This is a genomic window from Burkholderia sp. BCC0397 (assembly GCF_902832865.1).
Taxonomy (GTDB): domain Bacteria; phylum Pseudomonadota; class Gammaproteobacteria; order Burkholderiales; family Burkholderiaceae; genus Burkholderia.
The window spans coordinates 263934-280229 of sequence record NZ_CADFDL010000002.1 but is presented as its reverse complement, the minus strand read 5'-3'; the positions used below and the strand labels follow the sequence as shown (position 1 = coordinate 280229).

Sequence of the window (16296 nt, the reverse complement as noted above, 5' to 3'; positions counted from 1 at the left end):
TCAGCTGGCCCGCGCGAGCTGCTTGCGCAGCCGGCCGCGCACGACGACCAGCGCGATCAGCGGCACGACGCCGCCCCACAGCGGGCTGTGACGCATCGCGATCGACACCGCGAGCGCGACGACGGTGACGGCGAGCAGCACGAGCGACAGCGAACGCGCCCGCGCGTGATCGACGAACGCGCCGTCGACGAAGCCGCCGTCCGACCACGCGGTATGCACGATGCCGACCACCAGCACGCAGACGAGCATCGCGGCCGGCCCGAGTTCCTCGCCCCACAGACGGCTACCTGTCGGCGAGACGAGCGCGAGCACCGCGCCGATCACGAGGAACAGGTCGACGCCGATCGCGATGCTGTTGCGCTCCGCGCGGCGGATCAGCCACGCGCCGTGCACGAGCGCGAGCACGCCGCCGATCAGGAACGCGTGGGTCCAGCGCAGGTCCGGCTGCTCGGGGCCGAGCCGGCCGTAGAACAGGAACACGATCGCCGGCAGGAAGTTGCTCGCGTGCAGCAGGTAGTCGGTTATGGGATTGCTCGCTTTCATCGGTTTTTCTCCATCGTCGAAACAGCGGGCGCGACGCGTCATGCGTCGTGCCAGCGGAACAGCCGCACGGCGGCGAACAGGAACAGCGCGGTGCACACGGTCATGCCGAGCAGTTGCGGCGCGAGCTGCGCGTACGGCGCGCCGTCGACCAGCGCGCCGCGCAGCGCGACGGCGAACTGGTTGGTCGGCAGGAACGCGAGCCCGGCCTTCAGCCAGGCCGGTGCGTCGTGCATCGGGATCGTCAGGTCGCTGAAGAACAGCAGCGGGTAGTAGGTGACGTTGCATGCGAGTTCGGCGGCCGCGAGCGACCGGGTGCGGCTGGCCAGCAGCACGCCGATGCTCAGCACCATCGCCGCGCCGAGCAGCACGATCGGCAACGCGCGCAGCCCGTCCGGCGTTGCGATCGGCAGCGCGATGCCGAACGCGACGCGTGCGACCGTCAGCAGCACGAGCGCGGACAGCGCCATCATCGCCATCCGCGCGACGATCAGCGCGGCGAGGAACACGCCGCGCGAGACCGGGAAGCACACGTACAGCTTGAACGTATTGCGCTCGCGCAGCGCGGCGATCGCGGTGGTCGTCGAGTTCAGGCCGATCGCCATGAACGCCATCACCAGGATGCCGGTCGCGAAGAACGCGCCATAGTCGAACGGCCGGCGCGTCGGCGCGGCATTCTCGAAGCGCGCCTGTGCGGCCGGCAGCCCGAGCCGCTGCGCGGCGCAGCGTGCGAGCGCGATCTCGACGACGCGGGACGCGGCCTTGACCGCGAGCGAGCCGTTGAAGTCGTAGCGGATCGTCGCCGGCGTGCGCTCGTCGGCGCCGAGCACGACGGTCACGCGCTCGGCCGGCGCGCCGCGGCCGCCGAAGGTGGCCTTCACCGTGTCGCTGTGCGACAGGCTGGCGACGATCTGCGCTTCGCATGCGCGGCTGTACGGCGTCGCGCCGCCGGGCGCGTCGAACGCGATGTCGGCCGTGCCGAGCGAGCCCGAGCCGCCGAACGCGAACAGCATCACGCTCAGCAGGAACACCGGGAACACGAGCGTCCAGAACAGCGACGAGCGGCTGCGCAGATAGCCGAGCAGCTCGTTGCGCACGAGGATCAGGAATACCTTAGTCATGGGCCGGGCCCTCGGTGCACAGGCGCAGCAGGTCGCCGGGTGTGCTCGGCGCGAGCGCGAGATGCTGGATGCCGCGTTCGCCGACGATCCGGTGCACGTTCGGATGCAGCGTCGCATCGCCGAACGCCTCGACCACGTGCGCGGCCGACACGCGCACGCCGGTCACGCCGGGCAGCGCCGCGAGCCGCTTGCGCAGCGCGCGCGCATCGGCTTCGTCGCGGCAATGCAGGACCGCGCGCGCCTCGCCGACGAGTTCGGCGCGCAGCGTGTCCTGGTCGCCCTGGTAGCGCACGCCGCCGTCGCGCACCCACACGAGATCGTCGACCACGCTCAGTTCTTCCTCGGAATGGCAGATCATCGCGACGCTCGTGCCGCTTGCGCGATGGCGCAGCAGGTCGATCACGACGCCCGCATAACGGCGGTCGAGGCCCGTGAACGGCTCGTCGAGCACGGCCAGCTCGGGCCGGTGCGCGAGCGCGACGTAGAGGTCCACGCGCTGGCGCTGCCCCTTCGACAGCGCGCGGCACGGCTTGTCGAGCAGTTCGGCGATGCCGAGCGCATCGGTGATCGCCGCATCGGTGTGCGCGTACATCGCGCGGTGCAGCGCGACGATCTCCGAGACGCGCAGATGATCGGGATACTCGACCTTCTGCAATTGCGCGCCGATCCGCTGCAGCGACCGCGAATCGCGCATGAAGCGTTCGGCCGGCACGTCGAGCACGCGCACGTCGCTGCCGCCGCGCCGGAAGCCGAGCAGCGTTTCGAGCAGCGTGGTCTTGCCGGAGCCGTTCGGCCCGACGATCGCGGTGATCGCGCCGAGCCGGAACCGCACGTGGCGGGCGGAGAAGCGGAAATCACCGGCCGTGACGTCGATCGCGCGCGCACCGAGCGCCGCGCCCGGCGCATGCGCATCGGGCAGCGGCGGCGTGCCCGCGCGCTGCGGCCGGTCGAACGCGGCGGGCGGGCCGAACATCGCGCGCACGGACGCAAGAAACGAAACGCTCATCGTCGGCATCCTCAGTCGAACAGCATGACCTGCGTGTCGCGCGCGCCCCGGTACGGGTTGCGGCCGTGCGCGACCAGCATGTTGTCGACGACGAGCACGTCGCCGGTCTGCCAAGGAAACGCGAACTCCTCGTCGTCGAGCGCGTCGTAGATCGCCACCAGATCGTCGAACGGCATCGGCGCGCCGTCGCCGTAGCGGATCTCATACGGGAACGCGGCGCGCGCGCCGTACATGCGCTGCAGGTAGCGATAGCTGAGCTCGCCCATCGAGCGCGGGTTCGGGTGCTGCGCGCTCGCCTGGTTGAACCACACCGTCTCGCCGGTGCGCGGATGCGTGCGCAGCGCGCTGCCGACGTGCGACACGGTCACGCTGCCGTCGTCGAGCCAGCGGCAGCCGACGCCGCGTTCCGCACACAGCCGCTCGACCTCGTCGCGCGCCGTCGTGCCGAACGCGTCGTCCCAAGGCCGGTGGTATGCGGCGAATGGCAGGTTCGGATTGGCGGCCAGGCCGTCCGCGCGGTCGCCCGGCGCCGCGAAATTGCGCAGGTACATCACGCCGCGTTCGGCGAACCGCTCGCGCAGCGCGGCCGGCACGCGCGCGGTCACGCGGCGCATGTCGCAGATCGGCGTCTCGCCGCCCGCGTCGGCCGGTTGCCGGCAGTAGAACGCGACGAGGCGCGGGAACGCGGGCATGTAGGCCATCTCCTGATGCAGCCCGATCCTGAACGGCGGCGGCATGCGGGTCGACTCGTAGACCTGGCCGTCGATCTGCCGGCGCGGTGCGGCGCCGGCCGTATAGCCGTTCGCGTGTGCCGGATACAGCGCGCCGAGGCGGCCGAACGCGGCGGTGTCGGGCACCGCGAAGCCGCGCCACAACAGTGCACCGCATGCGTCGAGCAGTGTGTCGATCGTGTCGAGCCGCGAGCGGTACCACGCGACGAACATCTCCGGCGAGCTCGCGAGTTCGGCGCTGCGCGGCGTCACGCACAGCGGCAGCGTCGCGCCGGGCGCGACCGCCGTGCAGTGCACGTCGTCGGCGCCGAGCCGCACGGCGGCATGGGCGGCGAGGAAGGCGAGATCGGTCATCGCTCAGGCCAGCGCCGGTTTCTTCAGCAGGATTTCGAAGCCGAGCGCGCCGAGCCCCGCGCTGGGGCTGTAGATCGATGCAACTGCCGACAGGCCGGCCGTGGCGACGAGCGCGTGCGCTTCGTCGAGCGTGATCTTTTCCTCGACGTGGGTCGGCGGATAGTCGGCGGCCGCGCGCATCTCGGTGAAGCGGTCGAGCAGGTGCTGCGGCGCGTCGCGGCGCATGTCGTGCACGAGCGCGATACCGCCCGGCTCCAGCACGCGATACATCTCGGTCAGGCTGAGCGCCTTGTCGGGCAGGTGGTGCAGCGTCGCGCGGCCGACCGCCATCGTCAGCGTACCGTCGTCGAACGGCAGCGCGAGCGCGTCGCCGACGCGCATCTCGATGGTGTCGTCGAGCCCGAGCTCGTGGATGCGCGGGCGGCCTTCGTCGAGCATCGCCGGATCGAGGTCGATGCCGACGTAGCGCCAGCCGCGCATCGCCGGATCGGTCGCGAGCCGCACCGGCACGACGCCGGTGGCCGTACCGATGTCGGCGATCGTGCCGGGCGTCATCCCGCGCGCCAGCTGGCGGATGCGACTGATGAACAGCAGGTCCCACGGTTCGAGCGTTTCGGTGGCGAAGCGATCGTAGTCGTTCGCCGGGCGCAGGTTCTTGAGCAGCATGACGTTCCTTGTGCTAAAGGGTGAGGGTTCACAGCCAGCCGACCGGCACGGCGGCCAGCAGCCGTCGCGCGGTCGCGCTGTTGACGCCGAACGCGGGGCGGTGGCGTCGTTCCACTGCATGCGCGGCCATCGCCGCGATGCGCGCGCCGAGCCCGACGCCGACGCCCCACGACGGCGCGGCGACACCGAGTTCGAGCAGCGTCGCGGCGGTCAGGAAATCGATGTTCGGCCGCAGCGCGCGGCGCGCGTCGGCCTGTGCGCAGCACGCGTCGAACAGCGTCACGTATCCGCCGTCGAAGCCGCATGCCGCGAACCGGCCGCGCAGGTGCGGCGGACGCGGATCGGCGACGAACAGCGGATGGCCGAAGCCGTACAGCGTGCGTTTCGCGTCGAGCGCCGCATCGATCGCCGCGCGCCCGGCCGCGTCGAGCGCGGCCGGCGGTGCGCCGGCGCCGCCCGGCACCGAGCGTGCGAGCGCCGCGAGCCACTGCATTGCTTCGAGCGCCGCGCCGACGTGCGACGGGCCGCTGGCGAGGAAACCGGACGCGATTGCCTGGGTCAGCGTGACGCCGGTGCCGATCGCGACGCGCGGCGCGAGCACGGTCGGCGTGATGTAGCCGAAGCCGGCATGCCAGGCGACGAGCAGCATGTCCATGGCGGCCTGTGCTGGTGCGTCGTGGCGCGTCGCGGCGGTCAGCACGAGCATGCGTTGTGCTTGCGTTTGCGCTGCATCGAGCGCCGTGCTGCCGCTGGCGCTCGTGCCGGCCGCGAACGGCCGGCCCTCGATCGCCGCGTGCAGCAGGAACGGCGCGGCGGCCGCGCACAGCAGCATCGTGTCGAGATCGGCATCGTCCGGCGCCGGGCCGCGCACGCGTGCGGTCACGTCGTCGAGGCCGCGCAGCAGGCCGGACGCGGCCGCGAACACCGGCGCGACGCCCGCCGCGCCGAGGTCGGCGGCGACCGACTGCGCGACCGAGCTCGGCGCGAGTGCGTCGGCGAACGCCGCGAGCCGCGCACCGAGCGCCGCCTCGTGCGCGCGATGGTCGGCGCTGCCGGGCGCGACGTCGAACCACAGGTGCGCGAGCGCGCCTTCGAACGTCGTCGCGCCGATCAGCGCGTTCAGGTCGAGATCGCGCACGCGCAGCGCTTCGGGGTCGAGCGTCGCGCCGTCGATGTCGGTGCCGCGATGGCGTGTCGCCGGGCGGCCGAGCAGGTTGCGCGGCGCATCGGCGGTCGTGGTGGCGGGAGTGCCGGAATCGAGTGTCGTGTCCATGTCATTCCGCCGCGGCGAGTTCGTCGCTGCTGACGCTGATCGCCGCCTGCGCCATCGCGGCGATCACGGCCGCGTGCTGGTCGACGACGGGCAGCACGTTCGCGAAGTAGTAGCGCGCGCTTTTCAGCTTGCCGCGATAGAACGCCAGCTCGGCCGGCGCGTCGGCCGTTTCGGGCGCATCGAGCCGGCGCGCGGCGATCGTCGCCGATTCGAGCAGCACCCACGCCGACGTGACCACGCCGAACATCTCCAGGAAGCGCGTGTAGAACTGGCTGCTGCGATGCGTGTGGCCGTCCTGCACGTCGCGCGCAATGTCGTCGAGCGCGGCGGCGATGCGATCGGCGCCCGCGCGCAGCGCATCGAACAGCGGCCGCAGCTCCGCGTGCGTGCCGGCGTGATGCTGATGGGCGAGGAACGCGTCGAGTTCGTCACGGTAATACTGGATCAGCCGCGAATGGCGGCCGAAGCCGAGCTTGTCGCGCACCAGATCCTGCGCCTGGATGTAGTTCGTGCCTTCCCAGATCGACAGGATCTTCACGTCGCGTGCGTTTTGCTCGACGGGGCTCGCGTCGGTATAGCCGAGCCCGCCGTGTACCTGGATCGCCGTCTCGCAGATGCGCCACGCCTGGTCGGAGATGAACGCCTTGCAGATCGGCGTCAGCAGCAGTTGCAGCTTGCGATGGCGCTCGATCTCGGCCGGGTCGGCGTCGGGCGTCGCTTCGAGTATCGCCGCGCGCGTCGCGGTCGCCGCGAGCTTGCCGAGCAGGCCGCGGCAGCCGTCGACGCGGCTTTTCATGTCGACCAGCATGCGCTGCACGTCCGCGTGCTCGACGATCGCGACGCGCGCGGCGTTGGTGTTCGACGCGCGCTCGATCGGCCGGCCCTGCAACCGGCGGCCCGCATACTCGACCGCATGCAGGTACGCGCTCGACGCGACGCCGACGCCGAACATCCCGGTGCTCATCCGCGCCTGGTTCATCAGCGGCATCAGTTGCAGCAGGCCGACGTTGCGCCGGCCGCCGAGCAGCCAGCCTTTGGTCGTGCCGTTCGCGCCGAACACGAGATGCGTGTTCGCGCAGCCCTTCAGCCCCATCTTGCGCGGCAGGCCGATGCAGTCGACATGGTTCGGCTGCAGCTCGCCGGTCTCCTCGTCGGGCCAGAAGCGCGGCACGACGAGGCACGACAGCGAGAACGAATCCGGCGACGCGGTATCGATGCGGCCGAGCACGAAGTACAGCGTGTTTTCCGTCAGTTCGTGCATGCCGGCCGAGATATAGACCTTCTCGCCGTCGATCGCGTAGACGTCGCGTTCGAGCGGCGTCGCGCGCAGCGCGACCGCGGTGAGGTCGGTGCCGGCCTGCGGCTCGGTCGCGCAGAAGCACGCGTCCCAGCGGTACGCTTCGAGCGGTGCGATGAGCGCTTTCTGGTGCGGCGTGCCGTGCATCTGCAGCAGCTTGATCGCGGGGCGCGTGAAGCCGCCGTAGGTCATGAACGACGGATTCGCGCCCATGAACATCTCGTAGATCATCTGCGTGACGATCGGCGGCAGCCCGTGCGCGGTGCCGAACAGCGTGTTCGACCATTCGTCGCGAAAGCGCGCCCACAGCGCGTGGAAATGCGAAGGAATCCGTACCTGGCCGTCGTCGAGCAGCGTGCAGCCCTCGATGTCCGCTTGTTGATAGCTGCGGCCGAGGTCGAGCGCGAAATCGCGTGCGCGTTCGAGCAGCGCATCGACCGACGCGCGATCGTGCGTGCTGTACGGCCCGTGTTCGAGAAAGTGCCGGTCGGCCTCGAACAGTTCCCACAAAAAGAAGCGCAGCTCGCGCAGGCTTACCTTGTATGCGCTCATCATGCGTCTCCTTCGATATCGAGCGCGGCGTCGAGGCCGCCGGCCAGGTCGACGACGGCGGCTGCCGCCGCGCCGTGCAGTGCCGCGTCCCACACGAGCACCGTGCGGCGTTCGCCTTCGTCCAGTGCGCCCGCGAGCCGGATCAGCGCGGCGGCCGATTCGGCCGACGACAGATGGCCCGACCCGTCGTGCTGGATGCGCGCGGCGACCGGAATCGATGCGGCGTCGGCCACGCGCGCCGCGAAGCCGGGATCGAAGCCGGGCGGCACGCACCAGTCGATCTGGTTCGGGCGCAGGTTGGCCTGCTCGAGCGCGCGGCGGATCGCGCGGGCGGCGACCGGCGCGAGCGTGTCGCGCAGCGTGGCCGGCGCATCGGCCCACGGATCCGTGATCGACGGCCCGAATTCGAGCGCGACGGACCGTACGCCGCCCCACGCGGCTGGTTCCGGCGCGGGGCCCGCGCGCGACACGAGCAGCGCGGCGGCCGCGTCGCCGTAGCCGACCAGGTCGCCGAACTGGCGGAAGAACGGGTACAGCCACTTGTCGCTGAGGATCACGAGCGCCTGGTCGCCTTCGTCGAGCAGCCCGTCGAGCAGCATCAGCGCCGAATACCAGCCGAGCGTGCCGTTCTGGCCGAGCGCGAACGGCGTCACGCGCTGCAACCCGAGTTCGTATTGCATGCGGCCGACGACCGAGTCGCCGATGCCTTCGTTGAGTGCGCAACTTGCGACGATCACATGCGTCGTGCGGGCCAGCGCGCCGGAGCCCAGCTGGTCGCGCAGGTCGAGCGCCGCATCGGCGGCCAGATCGGCGAGGCTGCGCCCGGGCGGCGCGACGCGCAGCGCGGGCCGGCCGCCCGGCGCGAGGCGCGTGCCTTCGTCGGGCGTCAGCGCACCCATGCCGCGCGGCCGCGCAAAGCGCGCCTGCGGCAGCAGCAGGTGCCGGTAGCCGGGATGGCGCTCCTGCGCCTGGATCGCGCTGAACACGACGGCGGGCGGCAGCACCACGACGCCGCCCAACAACGCAAGCGTGCCGGGCGCGGCGACGCGGGGCGCGCCGACACAGGTTTCATCGAGCATCGACAGGGTCATGCTGCGGTCTCCTCGAGGTTCGGGCGCGCGAACGCGTCGCGATACTGCGCTTTCAGCGCCGGTCGGTCGATCTTGCCGTTCGGGTTGCGCGGCAACGCCGGCAGCGGCTCGACGACGAGCGGGTTCATGTAGGTGGGCAATGCGTCGCGACAGGCGCGGGCGATGTCGGCGCGGCACGCGTCGGCGTCGAGCGTCGACACGACGCACGCGGCGATCGCCTCGCCGAGCGCCGGGTGCGGGACACTGAACACCGCGGCCTCGCGGATGTGCGGCAACGCGAACAGCACGTCCTCGACCTCGGTCGGGCTTACGCGATAGCCGGACGTCTTGATCATGTCGTCGCCGCGCGCGACGAAGTACAGGTAGCCGTCCGCGTCGCGCCGCACGATGTCGCCGGACCACACGGCGACGTCCGGGCGCGGGATCTCGCCGTGCCGGCGCGGCAGCGGGCGAAAGCGCTGCGCGGTCAGCTCGGGCCGGTTCCAGTAGCCGAGCGTGACGAACGCGCCGCGATGCACGAGTTCGCCGGGCTCGTCGGCCGCGCATTCGCTGCCGTCCGCGCGCAGCACGAGGATCTCCGCGTTCGGCACCGCCTTGCCGATCGACGTCGGGCGCAGCGCCGCGTCGGCCGGCGCCAGGTACGTCGAGCGGAATGCCTCGGTCAGCCCGTACATCAGGTACGGCGAAGCGTGCGTGAACAGCGCCTGCAGACGGTGCAGCAGCGGCGTCGCGAGATGGCCGCCGGTGTTCGCGAAGCGGCGGATCCGCGTGCGCGCGGCGTCGCTCCAGCCGGCCGACGCGAGCTGCATCCACAGCGGCGGCACGCCGGTGATCGACGTGACGCCGAACGCGTCGCAATGACGCGGCACTTCGGCCGGTTGCAGGAAGTCGAGCGGCGTGTAGCACGCGCCGGACGCCAGCGCGGTCGTGAGCTGGCTCAGGCCCGCGTCGAAGCTGAGCGGCAGCACGCCGAGCACGACGTCGTCGTCGGCAAGCCCCTGGTACGCGGCGACGCTGAACGCGCCCGACACCAGGTTGCGGTGCGACACGACGACGCCTTTCGGCTTGCCGGTCGAGCCCGACGTGTAGAGCAGCGCGGCCGGATCGTCGTCGACCGGGCGGCCGGCGGGGGCCGCTGCCGGTGCCGGCGAGTCGGTGCCGGTTGCTTCGATCGCATCGGCCAGTGCCTCGATCAGCATCACGCGTTCGCCGACGAGCGCGGCGAGCGCCGGCAGGCGCTTGAGCCGCTGCGCGCCGGTCACGAACAGTGCGGCGCCGCTGTCGGCGACGATGTGTTCGATCTGCGCTTCCTTCAACTGCGGATTGACCGGCACGAAGATCGCGCCGAGTGCGTTGGCCGCGAGCATCGCGACCACGGTTTCGATGCGCTTCGGCGCGTAGATCGCGACGCGTTCGCCGGGCTGCACGCCGCGCGACGCGAGTGCGGCGGCGGCGCGCCGGACCGCGCGGGCGAGCTGGTCGTAAGTCAGTGTGCCGCCGCCGTCGGCATACGCCGGATGATGCGGCCAGCGCTCGGCGCCGTATTCGAGCAGGTCGGCGACGCTGATCAATGCATTCATGATCGGCTCCTCTGGTTCAGGCAGGCCGCACGTACACGTGCGCGGCTTCGTGGGACAGGAAATGCGCCATCGAGTACGTGCGGTGATACGCGCCGCAGCGTGCAAACACCGCGATGTCGCCGACCTGGGGCGGCGCGCCCGTGTCGTCGCGGCCGATCACGTCCGCGCGGCTGCAGGTGCTGCCGACGTACAGCGTCGGCACGCCGCGCGGCGGCGGCGCGGGCGCGCGTCGCACGAGCGACGGCGCGGCCAGGCGGCGCATCACCGATTCGGTCTGCGCGAGCAGGAACGCATGCGACAGGCCGCCGTCGCAGACGGCGATCGTGCGGTCCTGCCACGTCTTTACCGCGACGACGCGCGTCGCGAACACGCCCGCATCGGCGAAGATCGCGCGGCCGGATTCGTGCGCGAGCGAATACTGGCCGGCCAGCGGCGCGAGTGCGGCGGCATAGCGTTCGAACGCGGCGTCGCCCGGGTGATCGTCGGCAAAACCGCCGCCGAGGCTCAGCGAGCCGAGCGGCGCGCCGTTGGCCGGCGCGAGATCGCGCGCGAGCGCCGCGAGCAGTTCGGGCAACACGAGCGTGTCGGGCTGCGTCGCATCCTGGCGGATGAACGAATGCGGGCCGGAGAACACGTGCAGCCCGGCCACGGGCAGGCCCGCGGCCGCGAGCGTGCGCACCGCGTCGTGCGCCTCGTTCGGCGTCATCCCGAAGTGGTCGTGCCACAGCGCCCGCGCGTGTTCACCGGCCAGCGCGCCGGCGTTCACGCGCAGCAGCACGGCGCCGGGCGTGCCGCCGCCGGCCGCCGCTTCGCGTGCGAGCGGCACGAACCGCGCGACCGCGTCCGGGTTGTCGAGCACGAAATGGCAGCGCGACGCGAGCCCCGCGCGCATGAACATCTCGTCCATCGACGGATTGTTCAGGTAGCGCGCCGTCTTGATCCGACCGATCACCGCATCGAGTTCGCCGCGGCTCGCGAGTTCGACGCCGTCCTCGTACGCATGCGCGCAGCGCGCGAGTAGGTCCTGGTTCGGGTTCGCCTTCAGCGACACGATCAGCCGCGTGCCGAGCCGCGCCTTCAGCGACCGGTAGCGGGCGATCGCGACATCCGGCTCGTACACGTAGCACGGCGTGCGCAGGTCGGCGATCCATGCGTAATCGCCGGCGGGCGGAAGCGGGTGCTCAGGCGTCATGGCGGCCCACCGGATGAAGCGTGGCGGCCGCATACGCGCCGCAGTTCGACTGCATCACGCCGAGCACGCGCCGGCCGTGCGCGACCGCATCGAGCCCGATGTCGGCCAGGTTGATCGGGAAATCCGAACAGCACGCGTGGCCGCGCGCATGGATGTTTTCCGCATAGAGCCGCTCGGCCGGCACGCGCATCGCGCGGCACAGCGCGTTCCAGCCGGGCAGGTCGGCGTTGTGCGGCAGCACGAGATCGTATGCGTCGAGCGTGTGCGGCTCGAGCGCGACGGCCGCGTCGATCGCACGGCGCGTGTACGGCCATTCCATCATGATCAGGTCGGCCTCGTTCGCGGCGACGGTGTCCGAGCCGCGATGCCATTTCGCGTGCGTCTCGATCGCGATGCCGCCGAGCCGGTTCTTCGTGCTGTTGCGCGCGATCAGCATCGCGGCCGCGCCGTCGCACTGCACGCCCGTCATCTGCCGCATCCGGTAATCCTCGCCGTACACGCGGTCGGACGACACGACGAGCGCCGCGTCGAGCTGCGGATGGCGGCGCATCAACGCGCGTACGGTTTCGATGCCGGCCGCGACCGACACGCAGTTCAGTTGCGCGACGGAGCCGAGCCACAGCGGCTCGATGCCGAACTGCGCGGCCACTTCATGCGGCAGGCTGCGCGGCGCCGGCGGCACGCTGAACTGCTGCGTGTGCACGTGCACGATCGCGCCGACGTCGGACGGATGCACGCGCGCGGTGTCGAGCAGCCGGCCGACCGCCGCGATCGCGAGATCGGTCTCGCTCGTGTCGAGCGCCATATGGAAATAGCGGCTGCCCGACTGCGCGATCGCGGCCGCCCGCTGCGCCGGATAGTCGCGTTCGGCGGCCCAGGCCTCGATATCGACGGGCAGGCCGGGCAGCTCGTAGGCCACCGCGTCGATACCGATCCAGAAGCCGGCGTCGCGGGATGCGGGGGAGGAGGGCATCGTCATGTCAGTTGAGCGGCATCGCCGCGTAGTCGAGGACGTCGAGCTTTTCGAAGGTCGCCTGCACGGTCGGGGTGAGCAGGCCCATCTCGCGGATCGTCGGCACGAGGCGCCGGAAGATCGAGCGGCGGATCGAGCTCGACACCGGCGATTCGCGCACCATCGCGCTGCATTCGCGCTTCGACAGCCCCATCGGTTCCCAGATGTCGTCCGCGCACAGATGCTCGTACAGCACGGCCGCGCCTTCGCAGACGAATTCCTCGCGTTCGCGCAGCTCGTGCGAGCTCATCTCCGCGTACACGCGGCACAGCGTGATCCGGCCCACCGCGAAGTGGCGCGCTTCGTCGCGCTGGATCCGCACGAACAGGTCCTTGATGAACGGATCGGTGCTGTATGCGACGACGCTCTGGAAGATCGACAGCGCGATGCCCTCGACCAGCACCTGCATCCCGAGGTTCGTCATGTCGAGTGCGCTGCTCGTGATCGTGTCGTGCAGCAGCCCCTTCAGCGAGCGGCTCATCGGGTAGCTGACGTCGAGCTTCTCGTTGACGAGCTTCGCGTACGCCTCGACGTGGCGCGCTTCGTCCATCATCTGCGCGGCCGCGCACAGCCGCGCGCTCAGGCCGCTTTCGGCCGACGCGAGCTTCGACGCGCAGATCAGCGCGGCCTGCTCGCCGTGCAGGATCTGCGACAGCAGCCAGCCCTGCGCGTGATGGCGCACCTCGCGCTTGTCGGCGTCGGCGAGCTTGCCCCACAGCTCGGTGCCGTAGATCAAGAGCGTCGGGTCGGGCATGCCGAGCGGGTTGGCCGGGTCGAGATCGTGGCTCCAGTCGACGTCGGTCGCGACATCCCACTGCGCGGCCTTCGCCTTCTCGTACAGCCGGTTCAGCGCCTCTTCGCGCAGCGCGTAGTCGTTCGACATCAGCGCATCGACGGGCATCGACCAGCGGATATCGGCAGTGTCCTGCATCACGGTAAGCGTGTCATTCATGTGAGGGTCTCCCCGGCCGCGCGGCGGCGCCGGAATGATGGGCGGAATCGGTGAACGGGGCGGCCGCGCGCGACGCGCCCGGGTGCGGTTCGAGGCGAATCGCATAGGCCGGCCACGCGCCGCGCAGTTGCGCGTCGAACGCATCGGCGAGCCGCGCGGGCCAGATCGCGCAGCACACGCGGTTGTCGCCGGCGAATTCCGCATCGCGCAGGATGCGGTCGCCGATCCAGACGACCGGCGCGCCGCGCGCGGCGTCGCGCAATGCTTCGTCGTACAGGTGCACGCCGAGCAGCACGTGCGGCGCGAGCAGTTCGGCCGGCAGCGCGCCGAAATACGGCGCACAGACTTCGATGAAGAGGCGAGCGTCCGGGTGCACGGCGTCGCGAATCCGCGCGGTGACTTCCGCGAGGAATGCGAAATACTGCACGTGGTCGAGCAGCACGCGGCGTTCGCCGCCGGCCGCGTCACCCGCGTCGTATGCATCGCCGGCCGCTTCCGCGAGCGCGGCGCGCGCATAGTCGGCCGGCGTGTCGAGCGGCATCCGGTACGCACTCGCCGCGACCGCGACCGGCTGCCGCGCATCGCGCGCGATCCGGTAGGTGAAGTGAACGGGTCGCACCATGTCACGCCTCGCCGTCGAGAGTGAACGTCGCGTCCGGCGCGAACGCGACGTCGGCGATCGCGTAATAGCCGTTCAGCGCGAGCGAGCAGACGGCCGCGCGGCGCGGCGTGTCGCCGTCGCGGTGTGCGAGCAGCACCGACAGCCACGGGTCGCTGCCGAACGCATGTCCGAACACGCCGTGGCCGTCCGGCAGCAGCGGTGTCTTGCCGACCGACGCGAGCAGCGCGCGGCGCGACGTGGCCGGAAAGAACGGCAGCGCCGCGTGCAGGCCGGGGCGCGCCGCGCAGAACGTGCGGATGTCGCGACCGAGCCGCACGACCGCGCTGGCCGGCGGCGCGGCGTCGGCGATCACCGATTGCGCCGGTTCGCGGCCGACGTCGACGAGCAGCGTGCAGACGCCGAAGCCCGAGCGCCCCCACGCGGGATTGCCGTGCCAGTACGTATAGCCGTGCACGTCGATGTCGACGATCTGCAGCAGCAGCGTGCGCGGCCCGGTCTCGGCCGCGGTCGCGAGCGCGCGGCGCAGCACGTAGCCCCAGCCCGCGCACTCGTACGAGCAGGTCATCCAGTCGGGCGTGTAGTCGTTCGCACCGGCAAGCGCCTGTGCGAACACGCGATGCGGCGGCGAATCGTTCATCAGCAGCATCGAAAGGATCGTCGAGCTGACCACGTAGTCGTCCGCGCCGATCGCACCGCACAGCCGCTCGCGTTCGGCGCACGCGAGCGTGCCGATCGCGCGGGCCGTGTCGTCGAGCGGCACGGCCGCGCCGTCGCGCGACGGCGCGACGCGCCGGTACGCGAGCGCCTGCACGGTCAGCGCGGTCGCCGGGGCCGGCTGGACGGCGGCGGCCGCCACGGGGGCAAGGGGCGCGAGCATCGCCGTATCAGGCCGCGTGCTGCTGGCGGCGCAGTTGCGCGTCGAGCTGCTGCAGCGTCGTGTATTGCGTGATGTTCAGCGCTTCCGGGTCGATCGAGCCGTAAAGCTGTTCGCAGAACACGATCAGCTCGACGATGTTCAGCGAATCGATGCCGAGTTCGCCGATGCCGGCGTCCGTGTCGACGGTTTCGACGTTGAGGATCTTCGCGACTTCGCGGGACAGGATGTCGAGCGCGTCGGCCGGAACGTTCTGGGTCGTCATGAGAGGAGCTCCTGGAGTTGAGTGGGTTTGATCGGGATCGATCGGCCTGTCGCGTGGGTCAACTGCCGGCTTCGCAGCGCAGGCTCTTGCGAAGCTCGTGATAACAACGGTACGAACTGCCTTCCATCTTCGAAAACGCCAGCAGATCGCGCTGGTCGTCGAACAGCGGCACCTTGCCGTCGCGGACGAGCGCGGTCAGGAACTCGTTCGACAGCAGCTTGATCGCGAGCACGCGCTGCACCTTGCCGAAGCTGTAGTGCGCGTCGTCGGTCTGGCTGCGCGCGGCGTCCGCGATGAAGCGGTGCACGGCGCGCGCATCGGCGTCGAGCTCGACGCGGCCGGTCCGTTCGAGCCAGCCGACGTGCGCCATCAGCGCGCGGACGAAGTACGGCCGCACGACGGTCAGGTATTTGTTGAACACGGTGGGGCCGCCGATCCGCAGGCGATCCTCGGCGGCGACGCGCACCTGGCCGCCGACGTTCGCGAGCTGCAGGTTGCCTGCGAGGAACGGCGCGCCGCAGGTCGAGCGCTTGAGCTTCCGGTATTCGTCCGGCCACACGAGGTACGCGGCCGGGAACATCACGCCCGGCAAGCGCGCGGCGACGACGGCCATGCAGTCGCGATGCGCCTCGATGCCCCACACCTTGTCGACGGTGAGCGCGAGCCCGCTGTCGTCGCTGCGTACGACCGTGCGCCATGCGGCCAGCGTCGGGCCGCCGCCGTCGCTCATCAGGAACGCGAAGTTGTGGCCGGCGTCGATGCACTCGCAGGCGCGGCGGTTCTGGTCGTCCGAGAAGAACAGCCCGAACATGATGCGGATGAACGCGCGCATGAACGGCTTGAACAGGTGATGAAACCCTTCGCGGCCGATCTGTTCGAGCAGCGCTTCGGTGAGCGGCGCCTCGTCGTGCCGCAGCGGGGTCGACGCGGACGCGTCGGGCAGCACGTCCGGCGTGGACGCGCGCAGCGCGATCACCATCTCGCTGTCGAGCAGCCGCACGGTGGCGGCTTCGACGAGCCGGGCCGCCGCGCGCGGCGGCGTGCCGATCGCGTCGAGATGGCGCAGCACCGGATACGCGGCCTGGTCGGCCACGCGCAGCGGCAGCGGCGGCGCGGGCGGCGTGGCGGTCGAAGCGGGAACGGAAAGCGTGGACATGGCAGGATTCCT

Annotated in this window: 16 protein-coding genes; all 16 read right to left on the bottom strand. The window is 71.0% G+C overall.

Annotation, left to right across the window (positions count from 1 at the left end):
• Genes HWX03_RS06340 through HWX03_RS06265 form a run of 16 tightly spaced genes read right to left on the bottom strand, consistent with a single transcriptional unit; the run spans position 1 to position 16284 of the window.
• Positions 1-543: a permease gene (locus HWX03_RS06340; protein ID WP_175870706.1), complete on the bottom strand. Its 543-nt coding sequence runs from the start codon at positions 541-543 to the stop codon at positions 1-3.
• 38 nt (positions 544-581) lie between these two features.
• The gene (locus tag HWX03_RS06335; protein WP_175870705.1) at positions 582-1661 is read right to left on the bottom strand and encodes an ABC transporter permease; all 1080 of its coding nucleotides are present in this window, start codon (positions 1659-1661) and stop codon (positions 582-584) included.
• The gene (locus HWX03_RS06330; RefSeq protein ID WP_175870704.1) at positions 1654-2667 is read right to left on the bottom strand and encodes an ABC transporter ATP-binding protein; all 1014 of its coding nucleotides are present in this window, start codon (positions 2665-2667) and stop codon (positions 1654-1656) included. Before HWX03_RS06330 ends, HWX03_RS06335 begins: the two co-directional genes overlap by 8 nt.
• Positions 2668-2678: 11 nt before the next feature.
• On the bottom strand, positions 2679-3752 hold the full coding sequence (locus HWX03_RS06325; protein WP_175870703.1) for a TauD/TfdA family dioxygenase: 1074 nt from the start codon (positions 3750-3752) through the stop codon (positions 2679-2681).
• Positions 3753-3755: 3 nt separating this feature from the next.
• Positions 3756-4418 carry a class I SAM-dependent methyltransferase gene (locus HWX03_RS06320; protein WP_175870702.1) on the bottom strand — a complete coding sequence of 221 codons (663 nt, stop codon included), beginning with the start codon at positions 4416-4418 and terminating at the stop codon, positions 3756-3758.
• 28 nt (positions 4419-4446) lie between these two features.
• Positions 4447-5691: a citrate/2-methylcitrate synthase gene (locus HWX03_RS06315; RefSeq protein WP_175870701.1), complete on the bottom strand. Its 1245-nt coding sequence runs from the start codon at positions 5689-5691 to the stop codon at positions 4447-4449.
• A gap of 1 nt (position 5692) precedes the next feature.
• Positions 5693-7540 (bottom strand): acyl-CoA dehydrogenase, encoded by a 1848-nt coding sequence (locus tag HWX03_RS06310; protein ID WP_175870700.1) that lies wholly within the window; start codon positions 7538-7540, stop codon positions 5693-5695.
• A complete protein-coding gene (locus tag HWX03_RS06305) occupies positions 7540-8631 on the bottom strand; it encodes a hypothetical protein (RefSeq protein ID WP_175870699.1) in 1092 nt (363 codons plus the stop codon). The genes HWX03_RS06310 and HWX03_RS06305 overlap by 1 nt, the downstream gene beginning before the upstream one ends.
• Positions 8628-10211, bottom strand: a complete 1584-nt coding sequence (locus tag HWX03_RS06300) for an acyl-CoA ligase (AMP-forming), exosortase A system-associated (protein WP_175870698.1) — start codon at positions 10209-10211, stop codon at positions 8628-8630. The genes HWX03_RS06305 and HWX03_RS06300 overlap by 4 nt, the downstream gene beginning before the upstream one ends.
• 16 nt (positions 10212-10227) lie before the next feature.
• Entirely contained in the window at positions 10228-11403 is a 1176-nt protein-coding gene (locus HWX03_RS06295) for a PLP-dependent decarboxylase (RefSeq protein ID WP_175870697.1), read from the bottom strand.
• The gene (locus tag HWX03_RS06290) at positions 11393-12382 is read right to left on the bottom strand and encodes a 3-oxoacyl-ACP synthase (RefSeq protein WP_175870696.1); all 990 of its coding nucleotides are present in this window, start codon (positions 12380-12382) and stop codon (positions 11393-11395) included. The genes HWX03_RS06295 and HWX03_RS06290 overlap by 11 nt, the downstream gene beginning before the upstream one ends.
• A 1-nt stretch (position 12383) precedes the next feature.
• Positions 12384-13367 (bottom strand): ferritin-like domain-containing protein, encoded by a 984-nt coding sequence (locus HWX03_RS06285; RefSeq protein WP_051421441.1) that lies wholly within the window; start codon positions 13365-13367, stop codon positions 12384-12386.
• Positions 13360-13989, bottom strand: a complete 630-nt coding sequence (locus tag HWX03_RS06280; RefSeq protein ID WP_175870695.1) for a hypothetical protein — start codon at positions 13987-13989, stop codon at positions 13360-13362. The genes HWX03_RS06285 and HWX03_RS06280 overlap by 8 nt, the downstream gene beginning before the upstream one ends.
• Position 13990: 1 nt before the next feature.
• Positions 13991-14866: a hypothetical protein gene (locus HWX03_RS06275; protein ID WP_175870694.1), complete on the bottom strand. Its 876-nt coding sequence runs from the start codon at positions 14864-14866 to the stop codon at positions 13991-13993.
• A 7-nt stretch (positions 14867-14873) separates the two neighbouring features.
• The gene (locus HWX03_RS06270; RefSeq protein WP_011350104.1) at positions 14874-15128 is read right to left on the bottom strand and encodes an acyl carrier protein; all 255 of its coding nucleotides are present in this window, start codon (positions 15126-15128) and stop codon (positions 14874-14876) included.
• A gap of 58 nt (positions 15129-15186) precedes the next feature.
• Positions 15187-16284: a hypothetical protein gene (locus HWX03_RS06265; RefSeq protein ID WP_175870693.1), complete on the bottom strand. Its 1098-nt coding sequence runs from the start codon at positions 16282-16284 to the stop codon at positions 15187-15189.
• Positions 16285-16296: the final 12 nt, after the last annotated feature.

What these genes read in the sequence shown, in the direction of transcription:
- HWX03_RS06340 (WP_175870706.1), bottom strand. Translation starts at nt 543, where the DNA reads ATGAAAGCGAGCAATCCCATAACCGACTACCTGCTGCACGCGAGCAAC.
- HWX03_RS06335 (WP_175870705.1), bottom strand. Translation starts at nt 1,661, where the DNA reads ATGACTAAGGTATTCCTGATCCTCGTGCGCAACGAGCTGCTCGGCTAT.
- HWX03_RS06330 (WP_175870704.1), bottom strand. Translation starts at nt 2,667, where the DNA reads ATGAGCGTTTCGTTTCTTGCGTCCGTGCGCGCGATGTTCGGCCCGCCC.
- HWX03_RS06325 (WP_175870703.1), bottom strand. Translation starts at nt 3,752, where the DNA reads ATGACCGATCTCGCCTTCCTCGCCGCCCATGCCGCCGTGCGGCTCGGC.
- HWX03_RS06320 (WP_175870702.1), bottom strand. Translation starts at nt 4,418, where the DNA reads ATGCTGCTCAAGAACCTGCGCCCGGCGAACGACTACGATCGCTTCGCC.
- HWX03_RS06315 (WP_175870701.1), bottom strand. Translation starts at nt 5,691, where the DNA reads ATGGACACGACACTCGATTCCGGCACTCCCGCCACCACGACCGCCGAT.
- HWX03_RS06310 (WP_175870700.1), bottom strand. Translation starts at nt 7,540, where the DNA reads ATGAGCGCATACAAGGTAAGCCTGCGCGAGCTGCGCTTCTTTTTGTGG.
- HWX03_RS06305 (WP_175870699.1), bottom strand. Translation starts at nt 8,631, where the DNA reads ATGACCCTGTCGATGCTCGATGAAACCTGTGTCGGCGCGCCCCGCGTC.
- HWX03_RS06300 (WP_175870698.1), bottom strand. Translation starts at nt 10,211, where the DNA reads ATGAATGCATTGATCAGCGTCGCCGACCTGCTCGAATACGGCGCCGAG.
- HWX03_RS06295 (WP_175870697.1), bottom strand. Translation starts at nt 11,403, where the DNA reads ATGACGCCTGAGCACCCGCTTCCGCCCGCCGGCGATTACGCATGGATC.
- HWX03_RS06290 (WP_175870696.1), bottom strand. Translation starts at nt 12,382, where the DNA reads ATGACGATGCCCTCCTCCCCCGCATCCCGCGACGCCGGCTTCTGGATC.
- HWX03_RS06285 (WP_051421441.1), bottom strand. Translation starts at nt 13,367, where the DNA reads ATGAATGACACGCTTACCGTGATGCAGGACACTGCCGATATCCGCTGG.
- HWX03_RS06280 (WP_175870695.1), bottom strand. Translation starts at nt 13,989, where the DNA reads ATGGTGCGACCCGTTCACTTCACCTACCGGATCGCGCGCGATGCGCGG.
- HWX03_RS06275 (WP_175870694.1), bottom strand. Translation starts at nt 14,866, where the DNA reads ATGCTCGCGCCCCTTGCCCCCGTGGCGGCCGCCGCCGTCCAGCCGGCC.
- HWX03_RS06270 (WP_011350104.1), bottom strand. Translation starts at nt 15,128, where the DNA reads ATGACGACCCAGAACGTTCCGGCCGACGCGCTCGACATCCTGTCCCGC.
- HWX03_RS06265 (WP_175870693.1), bottom strand. Translation starts at nt 16,284, where the DNA reads ATGTCCACGCTTTCCGTTCCCGCTTCGACCGCCACGCCGCCCGCGCCG.